Annotated in this window: 12 protein-coding genes and 1 other RNA gene; 8 read left to right on the plus strand and 5 right to left on the minus strand. The window is 61.5% G+C overall.

Annotated elements, in window-relative coordinates; all coding sequences use genetic code 11:
* Window positions 1–191: 191 nt before the first annotated feature.
* From VIM98_RS03870 to VIM98_RS03885, 4 genes are all read left to right on the plus strand, one after another.
* Entirely contained in the window at window positions 192–473 is a 282-nt protein-coding gene (locus tag VIM98_RS03870; protein ID WP_331991778.1) for an HU family DNA-binding protein, read from the plus strand.
* Window positions 473–544: hammerhead ribozyme type II (locus tag VIM98_RS03875), an RNA gene on the plus strand. Before VIM98_RS03870 ends, VIM98_RS03875 begins: the two co-directional genes overlap by 1 nt.
* Before the next feature lie 5 nt (window positions 545–549).
* Window positions 550–1,008 carry a regulatory protein GemA gene (locus tag VIM98_RS03880; RefSeq protein WP_331991779.1) on the plus strand — a complete coding sequence of 153 codons (459 nt, stop codon included), beginning with the start codon at window positions 550–552 and terminating at the stop codon, window positions 1,006–1,008.
* A gap of 114 nt (window positions 1,009–1,122) precedes the next feature.
* Entirely contained in the window at window positions 1,123–1,494 is a 372-nt protein-coding gene (locus tag VIM98_RS03885) for a Mor transcription activator family protein (protein ID WP_331991780.1), read from the plus strand.
* A gap of 307 nt (window positions 1,495–1,801) precedes the next feature.
* On the opposite strand, the gene VIM98_RS03890 is transcribed toward VIM98_RS03885, so the two are convergent.
* On the minus strand, window positions 1,802–2,977 hold the full coding sequence (locus VIM98_RS03890; RefSeq protein ID WP_331991781.1) for a DegT/DnrJ/EryC1/StrS aminotransferase family protein: 1,176 nt from the start codon (window positions 2,975–2,977) through the stop codon (window positions 1,802–1,804).
* A 208-nt stretch (window positions 2,978–3,185) separates the two neighbouring features.
* On the opposite strand from VIM98_RS03890, the gene pilB reads away from it, so the two are divergent.
* The 4 genes from pilB to coaE all read left to right on the plus strand — a co-directional run bounded on the left by pilB (window position 3,186) and on the right by coaE (window position 7,863).
* Window positions 3,186–4,907, plus strand: a complete 1,722-nt coding sequence (gene pilB, locus VIM98_RS03895; RefSeq protein WP_331991782.1) for a type IV-A pilus assembly ATPase PilB — start codon at window positions 3,186–3,188, stop codon at window positions 4,905–4,907.
* 146 nt (window positions 4,908–5,053) lie between these two features.
* Window positions 5,054–6,322: a type II secretion system F family protein gene (locus VIM98_RS03900; RefSeq protein WP_331991783.1), complete on the plus strand. Its 1,269-nt coding sequence runs from the start codon at window positions 5,054–5,056 to the stop codon at window positions 6,320–6,322.
* Between the two features lie 68 nt (window positions 6,323–6,390).
* The gene (locus VIM98_RS03905; RefSeq protein WP_331991784.1) at window positions 6,391–7,245 is read left to right on the plus strand and encodes an A24 family peptidase; all 855 of its coding nucleotides are present in this window, start codon (window positions 6,391–6,393) and stop codon (window positions 7,243–7,245) included.
* Window positions 7,246–7,863: a dephospho-CoA kinase gene (gene coaE, locus VIM98_RS03910; RefSeq protein ID WP_331991785.1), complete on the plus strand. Its 618-nt coding sequence runs from the start codon at window positions 7,246–7,248 to the stop codon at window positions 7,861–7,863.
* 324 nt (window positions 7,864–8,187) lie between these two features.
* On the opposite strand, the gene VIM98_RS03915 is transcribed toward coaE, so the two are convergent.
* The 4 genes from VIM98_RS03915 to VIM98_RS03930 form a co-directional block, all read right to left on the minus strand.
* On the minus strand, window positions 8,188–9,135 hold the full coding sequence (locus VIM98_RS03915; RefSeq protein ID WP_331991786.1) for a Nudix family hydrolase: 948 nt from the start codon (window positions 9,133–9,135) through the stop codon (window positions 8,188–8,190).
* A 14-nt stretch (window positions 9,136–9,149) separates the two neighbouring features.
* A complete protein-coding gene (locus tag VIM98_RS03920) occupies window positions 9,150–9,638 on the minus strand; it encodes a dihydrofolate reductase (RefSeq protein WP_331991787.1) in 489 nt (162 codons plus the stop codon).
* Window positions 9,639–9,916: 278 nt separating this feature from the next.
* Window positions 9,917–11,641 (minus strand): serine hydrolase domain-containing protein, encoded by a 1,725-nt coding sequence (locus tag VIM98_RS03925; RefSeq protein ID WP_331991788.1) that lies wholly within the window; start codon window positions 11,639–11,641, stop codon window positions 9,917–9,919.
* Window positions 11,642–11,658: 17 nt separating this feature from the next.
* Window positions 11,659–13,304: hypothetical protein (locus tag VIM98_RS03930; RefSeq protein ID WP_331991789.1), on the minus strand; the 1,646-nt coding region annotated here is incomplete at its 5' end.

Here is a 13,304-nt window from a genome sequence, read left to right on the forward strand (position 1 = left end):
CTTCTGGGTCGGTTGGCACTATTCCCGCTACAACCGCCGGCTCTGTATCAACCTGATTCCGTTTATCACCATCTGGGTCACCCAGAGAGGGGGCGTAGCGCCACGAAAGACCTGACGGCTCCCCCTCACATTCCAACCACCACCAGCCCTACAGCGCGTCGCTAAGGCGCATATAACGAAGGAGCAATGCCATGAGTAAGTCTGGACTGATTGACCACCTGGTCGCCGCCACCGAGATCGGGACGAAGAAGGCCGCGTCGGACCTGCTGGATAAGCTGGCCGAGCACATTCACAAGTCGCTCAAAGGGGGCGATGAGGTAACCCTGCCGGGCATTGGCAAGCTGAAGGTCGCTCAAAAACCCGAGCGCACCGGGCGCAACCCGGGGACGGGCGAGCCGATGACCATCCCGGCGAGGCGCGTCGTTAAGTTCGTCACAGCGAAGGCGCTCAAAGACGGCGTCGCCGAGGCTTAATGCGAAACCGCGTCCTGCAAGGGACGCGGTCTACCGGGCGTGGTGGCCCGGTACTGATGAAGCAGCCCTAACAAGAATGAGCACTTCCCCGATGACGCCAGCGAGCCAACGCAGCCATTTAATTCGGCTGATTCATGTCGCCAAGCGCGACCTGTGTCTTACAGATGACGTCTACCGCGACATGCTCCAGCATGCGGTCGGTGCGTCGTCCGTCGCCAAACTGAGCGTCCGCCAGCTTGAACAAGTGCTCTCGACCCTCAAGAGCAGAGGGTTTGTCATCAAGAAAGCAGCGAAGAGGGTCGCTGCCGATAAGCCTGAGCAGCCTGTCGACCGGCATTCGCGCATGGTTCGCGAGCTTTGGATTGAATTACACAGCCTGGGCGCGGTGCGAGATAGCACAGAGGCTGCGTTGAATGGATTCGTGCGCCGGATGGTCGGCGTTGATGCCTTGCAATGGCTGTCAAACAAGCAGACCAGCGACGTTATCGAGCACCTTAAGAAGTGGCGCAGTCGAGTCATGGCAAAGCGGGGGTAGCGTTCCCGCGCCTGTATGGCTGTGTCAGCTCTTAGCCGTTCGACATGTAAATGAAGTGGCGTATCCTTTCTCCCAATCCCTATGGAGAGTCTGGAAATGAGTTCCGTACCCACTATGAAGAGTCGTGCTCCTGAGATGCTTCGCGAGCTGGAGCGCATCGTGGCCGAGCAGCTTCACATCGTCCCAGGGGTTTCGGCAGAAGCCGCCCAGCAGACAGCCCGACAGGTCGCTATGGAGTTCGCCCGCCAGTGGGGCGGTCAACAGGTTTACGTCCCTATGGGCAGGGCCTGGCTGATAGGGGAGCAGCACAAGCAGATCGTCGAGGCGGTCAGGGGCAACAACCACGCCCAAGTAGCTGCCCGATTCGGGGTCTCCGTCCAACACGTGTACCGCGTCTTGAGCCAGGCCCGGCGTGCTCGACTGGCGGTGTCCCCAGCTACGCCCCTGGCACAGATCGACCTGTTCCAGTCAGCAGAAGTGCGCTGAAGGTTGCCGCCGGCTACATTTCACCAGTGGCAATGTTGTTGCAGGACTGAGTTCGATTAGGTCCGGTTAGGCCCGATTAGGTTCGGAATTATCTCGCTCAGTACCCCTTAAATATCTCACTCCCCATCATTTAGGAACACCGAGGCGTTACCCCCTCGCCCCAGCCCTCTCCCCCGGCGAAGCCAGGGGAGAGGGAGCCTGACTGAGGCGAGCCTCAATACATCGCACTTGCGCGGACTGCTCCCTCTCCCCTGGCTTCGCCGGGGGAGAGGGGTGGGGTGAGGGGGGCTTTTCAGCACACCGACACCTACATCGTTCCAACAACAATCGTGCGCACCGCATCGATCACCCGCCCCGCGTCGTCATCGGACAAGCCCGGTGACAGCGGAATGCTCACCGTCTGCCGCCCCAGGCGCTGCGCAACCGGCCAGGCCTCGGGCTGCCAGCCAAGCTCCGCCTGGTAGTACGGATGCTCCGGAATCGAAAGATAGTGCACGCCCGTGCCGATGCGCGCCCGATTCATCGCTTCGAGGAACTCGTCGCGCTCGATCCCACAGCGTGCCGGATCGATCATCAAGGTATAGAGATGATAGCCATGGCGTGTATCGGGCTCCGGCGCTGCCGACAAGCCGATCGGCAGGTCGGCGAAGGCGGCGTCATAGCGGGCCCATAGCGCCTGGCGCCGTTGCCACCCGGCTTCCACGCGGGCCAGCTGATGTATGCCGATAGCCGCCTGCAAGTCCATCATGTTGTACTTGAAGCCGCATTCGATCACTTGGTAATGCTTGTAGCCCTTGTCGCCAAAACGGTGCCAGGCGTCGCGGCTCATCCCATGCAAGGCCAACATGCGTGCCCGGGCAATACGCTCCTCATCGCGCCCAAGGATCATGCCGCCTTCGCCGGTGACGACATTCTTGGTTGCGTAAAAGCTATAGCAGCCAAAGTCGCCGAAGGTGCCGGCCGCCTGACCACGGAACTCGCTTTCCACCGCATGCGCACAATCCTCGATCACCACCAGGTCGTGCTTGCCAGCGATCGCCATGATCCGGTCCATGGCGCAGGGCCGGCCGGCAAAGTGCACCGGCAGGATGGCGCGGGTACGCGGCGTAATGGCTGCGGCAATCGCGTCCGGATCGATGTTCTGGGTGACCGGGTCCACATCGGCCAGGACGGGCTTCAGCCCCGCATGCAGGATCGCATTTACAGTCGCACAAAAGGTCAGCGGCGTGGTGATGACCTCGCTGCCCGGCTCCAGGCCGGCTGCGACCATGCTCACGTGCAGCGCGGCCGTACAGGAATTGACGGCCGCTACCTGACTGGACGCAACCCCACGCCAGGCGGCGAAGTCCCGTTCGAACTGTGCCACCCGGGGCCCCGTACCCAGCCAGCCTGAACGAAGGCAGGCCTCGACTTCGGCAATCTCCTCCTCACCGATCGAGGGGGCGCCGAAGATCAGGAATGGGGCTTGCATAGCTTCTGACATGGGAACTTCACGCAAAGATCGCCGTTCTATCGCAAAACTCACTGCGCCGTCCATGCGGCCTGCTGCGGTGCGGGAAAGGTGAAGAACTTGCGCCCCGCCGCGTCGTCTGTGCGCCGGTTCACTGACCGGACGTCAACTTCGCGCAATAGATGACCGGTCGGCCCAAGTGCGGTAAATTCCTCTTCAATCAGGGGGCTGGACGAACATTATGTCATCGCAACTGCAACCATCGCTGGCCGGCCTGTCGGGCATGGCCAGGCGTCTGGTCTCCGAAGGGGTACTGCCCGAGACCGATGTACGCAAAGCGGTCAACGAATCGACCCAGCAGAAGACCAGCCTCGCTGCCTGGCTGCTCGATCACAACCTGGTCGATAGCGCCAAGCTGACGCAAGTGGCCTCGCTCGAATTCGGCATGCCGATGATGGATGTGTCGGCGATCAACCCGGCCTTGATGCCGCTCAACCTGATCAGCGAAGCGCTGATCAACAAGCATCAGGCCCTGCCGTTGTTCAAGCGCGGCAAGCGCCTGTTCATCGGCATCGCCGACCCGATGCAATCGCATGCCTTGGACGAGATCAAGTTCAACTCCAATTGCATGGTGGAGCCGATCCTGGTCGAACGCAGCCAACTGCTGCGGGTGATCGAAAACGTACTTAATGCGATGAGCAACGCCGTCCCCGATATGGGCGGCGGCGATCTCGATGAGCTGGCGCTGGAGGGCGGCGACGACGAGGCCGAGCAGACCGGCATCGACGCGAACGCGAACGAAGACGCGCCGGTGGTGAAGTTCGTCAACAAGATCCTGGTCGATGCAATCCGCCGTGGGGCCTCGGATATCCACTTCGAGCCCTTCGAAACGCAATATCGCGTGCGCCTGCGCATGGACGGCATGCTGCGTGCGGTCGCCAGTCCGCCGATGAAGCTGGCCTCGCGCATCGCTTCGCGACTGAAGGTCATGTCCGGCCTGGATATCGCCGAGCGCCGCGTGCCGCAGGACGGCCGTATCAAGCTCAACCTGTCCAAGAGCCGCGCGGTCGACTTCCGCGTCAGCACCCTGCCGACCCTGTTCGGCGAAAAGATCGTGCTGCGTATCCTGGACGGCTCTTCGGCCAAGCTGGGCATCGACAAGCTCGGTTACGAGGAAGTCCAGAAGAAGCTTTATCTCGAAGCGATCCACAAGCCTTACGGCATGGTGCTCGTCACTGGCCCGACTGGCTCGGGTAAGACGGTCTCGCTGTATACGGCGCTCAATATCCTCAACACCGCCGAGCGCAATATCTCCACGGTCGAGGATCCGGTCGAAATCCGCGTCGAAGGCATCAACCAGGTCCAGCAGAACACCAAGCGCGGCATGACCTTCGCCGCCGCGCTGCGCTCGTTCCTGCGCCAGGACCCGGACGTGATCATGGTCGGCGAAATCCGCGACCTGGAAACCGCCGAAATCGCCATCAAGGCGGCGCAGACCGGCCATATGGTGCTGTCCACCCTGCATACCAACGATGCGCCGCAGACCATCTCGCGCCTGATGAACATGGGCATCGCGCCCTACAACATTACCTCGTCGGTGACCCTGGTCATCGCCCAGCGCCTCGCCCGCCGCCTGCACGACTGCAAGCGTGAAATGGCCATCCCGCCCGAACAATTGATTGCCGCCGGCTTTACCCAGGCCGAGATCGACGCTGGGCTGAAGGTCTACGAGGCGGTCGGCTGCGATGCCTGCAACGAGGGCTACAAGGGCCGCGTGGGTATCTACCAGGTCATGCCTATGATCGAAGATATCCAGAAGATCATCCTGCAGGGCGGCAACGCCTTGCAGATCGCCGAGGTCGCCCGCCAAGCCGGGGTTAACGACCTGCGCGCCTCCGCCCTGGAGAAGGTCAAGCACGGCGTGACTAGCCTGGCCGAGATCGACCGTGTGACCAAGGACTGATCCCCCGGTCGATTTGGGATGCTTTTAACGTTTAACTTGCGCTCGGCTCCACGGATTGATCGGCGCAAATGGCATAAGCTGTGAAAAATCGTGCCCTTAGGATGGTAAATAAGGGCCGGATCGAATCATCGGGGGAATCTAAGCGCATGGCCACGGCTACCACAACCGCAAACAAGGCGCGCTCGCTCGGAGCTCAGCGTGCGGAGGTCAGTGCGCTGACCGTCTACGAATGGGTGGCGCTGGACAAGCGCGGCAAGCGCATGAAAGGCGACATGCCGGCCAAGAACGCCTCGCTGGTCAAGGCGGAGCTGCGGCGCCAGGGCATGAATCCCCAGACGGTGCGCGAACGGCCCAAGCCGCTGTTCGGATCCACCGGCAGCACGGTCAAGCCGCGCGACGTGGCGATCTTCAGCCGCCAGATCGCCACCATGATGGCGTCGGGCGTACCGATGGTGCAGTCCTTCGACATCATCGCCGATGGCCAGAAGAACCCCCGCTTCAAGAACATCCTCACCGACGTCAAGCAGAGCATCGAAGGTGGCGCAGCCCTGCACGAAGCGCTGGGCAAGTACCCAGTGCAGTTCGACGAGCTCTATCGCAACCTGGTGCATGCTGGCGAATCGGCCGGTGTACTCGACACGGTGCTCGATACGGTCGCTACCTATAAGGAGCGCATGGAAGCGATCAAGAGCAAGATCAAGAAGGCCATGTTCTACCCCATTATGGTGCTGGCAGTAGCCTTCCTGGTCTGTGTGATCATGCTGTTGTTCGTCGTACCGGTATTCGAGCAGACCTTCAAGGATGCGGGCGCTGAACTGCCCGCACCCACTATGATCGTAGTCGCCGCTTCCAAATTCATGCAGTCGTATTGGTGGGCCTTGTTAGTCGGTGTCGTGGGCAGCATCGTTGTGTTCGTGATGGCGAAGAAGCGGTCTGTGAAATTTGCTCACTTCCTCGATCGCCTGTCGCTCAAGATCCCCGTCATCGGCAACATCATGCGCAACTCCGCCATCGCGCGTTTCGCCCGCACATTGGGTGTCACCTTCCGCGCCGGTGTGCCGCTGGTGGAAGCAATGGAAGCCGTGGCCGGTGCCACCGGCAGCATCGTCTACGGTGAGGCCATCCTGCAGATGCGCGATGATGTCGCCGTCGGCCATCAGTTGCAGCTATCCATGCGCCAGACAGGCCTGTTCCCCAACATGGTGGTGCAGATGACGGCCATCGGCGAAGAATCCGGCGCCCTGGACAGTATGCTGTTCAAGGTGGCCGAGTTCTACGAGGAAGAGGTCAACAACGCCGTGGATACGCTATCCACCCTGCTCGAGCCGATGATCATGGTCATCCTGGGCGGCCTGGTCGGCGGCATGGTGGTCGCCCTCTACCTGCCGATCTTCAAGCTCGCCGGTACAGTGTAAGCTTCGCGCTCGGAGCCCCTCTCCCGCCGGGAGGGGGGCTTTGTCTTATCTACGCTCTGGGAATGCGCATGCTCGTGCTCGACCTCTGGATCTGGATCGTTATCGCCGCCGTCCTCGGCCTGCTGGTCGGCAGCTTCTTGAACGTGGTTATCCTGCGCATGCCGCCGCGCATCGAGGCGATGTGGAAGCGCGAAGCACGCGAGATACTCGAACTGCCCGCGGACGAAAGCCCGCTGCCGCCCGGCATCGTCGTGGAGTCTTCGCACTGCCCGCATTGCAAACACAAGCTCGCGGTCATCGACAATATTCCGCTGTTCGGCTGGCTGCTGCTGCGCGGCCGCTGCCGTTATTGCAAGGCGAGGATTTCGATCCAGTACCCGCTGGTGGAATTGCTGACGGGCGTGCTCAGCGCGCTGGTGGTGGCGAAGTTCGGTGTCGACTGGCCCACCCTGGCCGGTCTGGTCTTTACCTGGCTGCTGATCGCCCTGGCCGGCATCGATTTCCGCACGCAGTTGCTGCCCGATCAATTGAATTATCCGCTGCTATGGCTCGGCCTGCTGCTCAGCCTATGGACGTACTTCACGACGCCGAATCTCTCTATCGTCGGCGCAGCGGTGGGCTACCTCAGCCTGTGGAGCGTCTACTGGCTGTTCAAGCTGCTGACTGGCAAGGAAGGCATGGGCTATGGCGACTTCAAGCTGCTCGCCGCCATGGGAGCCTGGATGGGTCCCTCTGCCCTGCTGCCGGTCATACTGCTGTCCTCGCTTGTCGGCGCGCTGTTTGGCGTGGTGCTGATCGCGATGCGCCGGCTCGGCCGAGAAGTACCGATGCCGTTCGGCCCTTTCATTGCGATGGCCGGCTGGGTCTGGTTCATGGCCGGTGGCGAGCTGTACCAGTGGTACCTGCGCGTCTACGGGATATAGATGAAGGCCCACAAACCCTTTGTGGTAGCGCTTACCGGCGGGATTGCCGCTGGCAAAAGCGCGGTAACTCGCCTGTTCGAAGCTCACGGCGTGGCGATCTATGACGCCGATATCGCGGCTCGTGCCGTAGTGGCGCCAGGCAGCGAAGGGCTGCAAGCAATTGCCGAAGCCTTCGGGCCGGAAGCGCTCGATGCGCAAGGTCAGCTCGATCGGGCGGCGATGCGCAGGCTGGTCTTCGCCGACGATCTCGCGCGACGCACACTGGAAGGCATTACCCATCCACGGATCCGTCAGTGGCTGCACGATCGCGCTCTCGCCGACCGTGGTCCGTATTGCTTGCTGGCGATTCCGCTGCTGGCGGAAAACATGGCGCATTACCGCTGGGTCGATCGCGTGCTGGTAGTGGATGCACCGTATGCCGTGCGGCTGGAGCGTCTGGTTCGCCGCGATGGGATCGATGCCGAGCTGGCACAGCGCATGCTCGATCGGCAGGCCTCACGCGAGCAGCGACTGGCAATTGCTGACGATGTGATTGAGAACGACAAGGATGAAGCAGCCCTGGCTGCGGAAGTCGAGCGATTGCACGGGATCTATTCGGAACTGGCCCGCCGCAGATGAAGGCTTTCGAAAGTCCTATGGTCTCGACGAGGACCAGCGGCGAGGCACGATTGTCGCGACTGAAGTCGCTCCCACATCACTAGGCTGGCCTTTCCTATCTCTGTGGGAGCGACTTCAGTCGCGACAGTTCGAAGCGCTATCGCACAGGTTTCGACGACCTCCAGGCCGCCCCGCCCCGAGAGGCAGCCGCTTTCTCTGCAACGCTTATGTCGCGACTAAAGTCGCTCCCACATCACCAGGCTGGCCTTCCTATCCCTGTAGGAGCGACTTCAGTCGCGACAATTCGAAGCGCTATCGCACAGGTTTCGACGGCCTCCAGGCCGCTTAGCCCCAGAAGCCCCGGATGCCAGCGACACCTTGTGCGCCGTGCTCTTTGGCCATCGCCACGTGGCCAGTGGCCAAACCGCCAAGCGCATAAACCGGTAACGAAGCCGATTCCGCCAAGACTGCAAAATGCTCCCATCCCAACGGCTCCGTGCCAGGATGGCTCGCCGTCGGCAAGACGGGCGACAAAGTCGCGAAATCTGCACCTATCGCGACCGCACATGTCAGCTCGTCGGCATCGTGGCAGCTCACTGCGATCAGTTGCCCAAGCGGCAGAGGCCGCTCGTCCCCGCATGCTCGCAATTGCTTACGCTTCAACTGCACGCCAATGCCAAGCTCGCGCGCCCCGTCAATATCGCCATTAAGCAGCAAACTCGCACCGGCGGCGCGCGCTGCCGGCAATAATGCTGCGGCAAGCTCCCGCACGGCCTCCACCGGCCACACCGGAAACCGCAGTTGCAAAAGCCGCGTCCCCTGCTCCAGCGCTGCCTCGATCCGGGCACGCCAGGCGTCGCGCTCACCGACCACGGCGTCTGCCGGCGTAATGACATAGCGCTCGGGCAAGCGCAGCGCCTGCAGGATGGGCCGGTCGGCCGGTGCGAGTTCGGCAAGATCTATGGCGCCCGGCTCCTGCCAACGCAGCGCTTGCCCCTCCAACGAGGCCGGCTCGCCCTGCCAACACTCCACGATGCGCGTATCCAGGCACAAGGCACCGCGTTCGTAACGCCACGGCACACGAATCAGCGGAATACTGCTTTCGATGGAAATGCCCAGTTCTTCGCGCAGCTCTCGAGCCAGCGCCGCTTCCGGCGCCTCGCCCGGCTCGCACTTGCCCCCTGGAAATTCCCATAGCCCGGCCAGATGCTTGCCGGGCGGCCGCTGCGCCAGCAGCACGCGGCCTTCGGCGTCACGCAGGACGCCGGCCATGACATGGATGGGCGGCGCCATGCCGAAGCGCGCGGTCAGGCGCTACGGATGTATTCGACCATATCGAAGTCGTACTTATGGTCGGCATCTTTCTTGTGGTGCACGCGGGAGACTTCGGTCCAATCGCTGAAATGCACGCCAGGGAAGAAAGTATCGGCGCCGTCGGTGGCTGCATTGACCCAGGTGAGGTACATGCGGCGCGCCAATGGCAGAGCTTCGGCGTAAACCTGGGCACCGCCGATCACCATCAGACCGGTATCGCCACAACGCGCCTGTGCCTCTTGTACGGACCGCACGGTGATCTGACCTGGAAACGGCGCTTCGTGCTTGCGGGTCAGTACGAGGTTCTGTCGATCCGGCAGGGTCCGCCCCACGGAAATAGCTGTGTTGTAACCCATCAGCACGTACTTGCCGAGCGTGAGCTGCTTGAACCAGCGCAGATCGTCCGGGAGATGCCAGGGGAGCTGGCCTTGGCGGCCGATGGCGGAATTTTCATCCAGCGCGGCGATCAACGAAATAGCCATGGAAATCCTAAGGTTCGGCGGCATGGAAACAACGGCCAGGGCACAAAATGCCCGGCCGATTGCATCGAATATTAACAGGAACGCCTAGCCTGACGTTGGCCGCGCCCCTACTGCCGAATCGCGTTCGCTCGTTGGCTGGGCTCGCTCTGGCCGATGCCCGCAGGTGCGCATCGACCGGGATGCGGACGCCATCCCCCGGCATCGGCCGATAATTTGGGCGATCATGCGGGTAAGCGGCATGTAACGAGCCTGGAACGAGTTGTTCGCGCGATCCATGCTCACACCCGTCTCAGAACCACGTTTCTCCAGTTGCTTTTGCCATCCCGGAAATCGACTGCCTCGCCGTCGCTGGTAAAGAACAGCCCCTTTTCGTGCTCGACGATCAGCTTCACGCCGTTGATGAAGAGGTAACCGTTGCGCCTTTCGATAGATACGTCCAGCGCGGGCTTGCCCCATTGATAAGCGGTGTATTTGCCTTCGTAGGCCGTCCAATGACTGGAATCGGGGCCTTTCGGATCGGCAGGCCCTTCGTTGTAGTCCACGCCGGCTTCGCCTTCACTGCACTCCAGATGCGCCGGCAAACTGCCTGCGGCCGGGCTGAGGCGCCATTGGACAAGGTCGCCTGACGCGTCAGCCGTGTAGTAGATGTCCGGGGCGGCGACGATGAGCGGCGCATCGGTTTCTATGGCCTCGGATTTGAACCGCAGGCCGTCGCCATCCTCGCGAATAGTCACAACAAGATTGCGACCGACGTAGCTTCCGGAGATTGCCTTCTTTAACGCAGGCGTAGGGCGAATAGCGCCTATATCGTTCGCGGCCAACCTCGGGCGCGGCGCTCCGAAGCGTGCGGCGAGGATCCCGTCGACCAGCTTCTTGCCGAACCGGTACGGTGCGGACACAGGGCGATTGAACATGGCCGCCCAGGCCACTTGGGCCTCAGGGCAATAGATGAATACGCACCCGAACCCGAACCCCCCGCCCTTGTGGCTCAGAACACGAACAGGCGTATCCCCGTAACGCACTTCGTTGCGGATCACACCCAACCCGTAATCGCCTCCAAGCCCGAATCCGTGCATTTCCTTCCAAAGGTTCTCATCGAGGAGCTTACCGCTCCCGCGACCTTGGTCCAGATGGAATGCAGCGTATGTCGCCATGTCGCGCGCGCTGATATACACGCCGCCGGATGCGACCAGCGGCGTCACCAGGGGTACGGTCTCGTACCCCTCGACATGTCCCACCGCCCTGTTCTTGCGCGCGGTGTAGACGTCGGCGTCAGCGGTGCTATCGCGCATCCCCAACGGTTCGAACAGCTTTTTCCGCAACCATTCGGCGTAGCTCACGCCTGTGCGCTCTTGAAGAATGAATCCCGCCAGGTCGTATCCAAGATTCGAGTAACGATACCGATCGCCGACCGGGTAACGAAGCCATGTGTCACAAATGCTATGCACGTGCTTCGCAAAGCCCGCGGCGCCGGGATCGTAGTTATTGCCTACGGGCGCCTCGTGCGTAAATCCCGCACGGTGGCTGAGCAGCAATCGCAAGGTAATCCTGTCCTGGGCCTTGGCTTCGAAGCGGCTGTTCACCCGAAACCAGGGAAGATATTTGGAGATGGGAACGTCCAGATCGAGCAGCCCTTCTTGCACAGCCAGCAAGACCCCTACGGAGGTGAAATTCTTGGACGTGGATTGAATACTGAAGATCGTCTCCTGGTCGACCGGCCGCGCCTCTTTCCCCCCGGTCGTTCCGAAGCCTTCCACCCAAACAGGCTTGCCGTTCTCCAGCAAACAAACAGACGTCCCTTCAATCCCGTGGGTCGTCATCGCTTCGACGATTGCCGCCCGCTCGGCCTTGGCGAGCGAATCCAGCGATGGGTTAGCCGCACGCGGCACCGGCCCGGCCTTGGAAGCCTCGCCCATGCCGACGAGTCCGACCGCCATGCCTGTCGCGGCACACGCCAGGAAAGTTCGGCGGCTCTTGTCATGAGCCATCTTTTTATAAGTCATGGAGCGGTCTCCTGCGTCTATGGGTGAGGTGTGCTATCGGATGCGCGGCGCGGTGCGAAAATGCGTCCGAGAACGTCAGGCGAAGAAGGCTGGCGATACAAATGCGGCACACGCAGGCCTTCGTGCCAATCGATTTCGAGGGTCCGAACGATATCCATATAAGCAAGCTTCAGCCGTATCGGTGCTTTCGCATGCCGGGCTGGACGGAGCGCTTCCCGCAGGGATTCCAAGGACCACGGCCCGCCGTTTACCGCGGTAATGCGCCAGCCGCTTGCCATGGCGTGCTGGGCAGCAGGAGAGCCGGATGCGACATCCTGGATGGTTCCATCCTGAGCGATCCAGAAGCCCAGCGTCGTGGAGAAGTTGAAGGCACCGCCGTCCTTCTGAACACTGTCGGCGAAACGATTGGGCGTATCGTCGTAGGTAACGGACCAGCCCGCTTCATGCAGACCGTTCAAGGGAACAGGCGCACCCGCACGGTCGATACGCGATGCGAAGAACGTCTCCCAATCGATATCCGCGACGGCGTGGAGCGCTTGCATGACATCCGATCTCCGATACGCCAGAACGCCACCCGGAACATCTCGCTGGGCAAAGAAGGCCCGGCAGAAATCATCGAGCGATCGAGCACCATGGGTCGATTGACGGATGAGTACGTCTGCCTCAAGCCATATCAGCATGCCCTCGTTGTAGTAATCGGCACCTCGCCGGTCCGCGCTGCCTTCGAATGGCGCATCCGCAAAGCCCGGGATCGCCACAGCGGTATCGGCCACGCTGCGCCAGCTCCTTCCCGGCCGGCCGTATTGAACTTGCGCCGCAACGTAGGCCAGATAGTCGAGGGTCTGTTCCTTAGTTGCCAATCCGCTCCGCGTCGGAAGCACGACGTCGCCGTAGTATCGCGTCAGACCTTCGTAGATCCACAGCAGCTCGTCGTTCATCGGCTGCTGGAAATTCGCTGTCACCAAGCCGGCGGGACGCCGGAACTTGCCATTCCAGGCGTGAAATAGTTCGTGCGGCAATACCGTCCAACGGTACGCTCTCGACCCGTCTCGAAAAAAATCCGCGGCCTCGCGCACATCGGAGCTTTCGCGATGCTCCGTTCCGTCATGGGTCAGCACATCGCTCAAAGCGAGCAGCCAGACATAATCGGCGCGTTCTGGCTTGCCGACGACCGCAACCGTTTCGTCGATCAAGCGACCAAGTGCGTCCACCGCCTTTCGATCTGCGCCGGGACTCGCTTTATCGTCCGCGGCGATCCATAGCCTCGCATGCATCGCCCGACTAGGAATAGCCACCGACCGGGTGTGCTCGCCGGCGAGCAGTGGAGAATCGACCAACCGAGAAAGCGGCACGATCGGCAGGGTCACTGTCCCATCCGTATTTCGCGTTCCGATCAGGGCTCCGTCATAGGTCCATCCACGCGGAAACTGCACGCTGGCATGTACAAGCAACGAGTCAGCACGGGCATCGGCCGGATAAAGCAGCAGCTGGCCGAAAAGAATCTCCAATAGATGCGGTGTGACATTCGGCGACTTCCCGAACCCGGTCCCAAAAGACACCGATGGAGAAACATAGTCAAAGTCGACATCGATGGTGTAAGTGTCGGCGGGAACATCGACATGGAACAGGAAAGCATCGCCACCGTCCCGCGTCCAGCCAAGCG

This window comes from Dyella sp., assembly GCF_036568765.1.
Classification (GTDB): domain Bacteria; phylum Pseudomonadota; class Gammaproteobacteria; order Xanthomonadales; family Rhodanobacteraceae; genus GSA-30.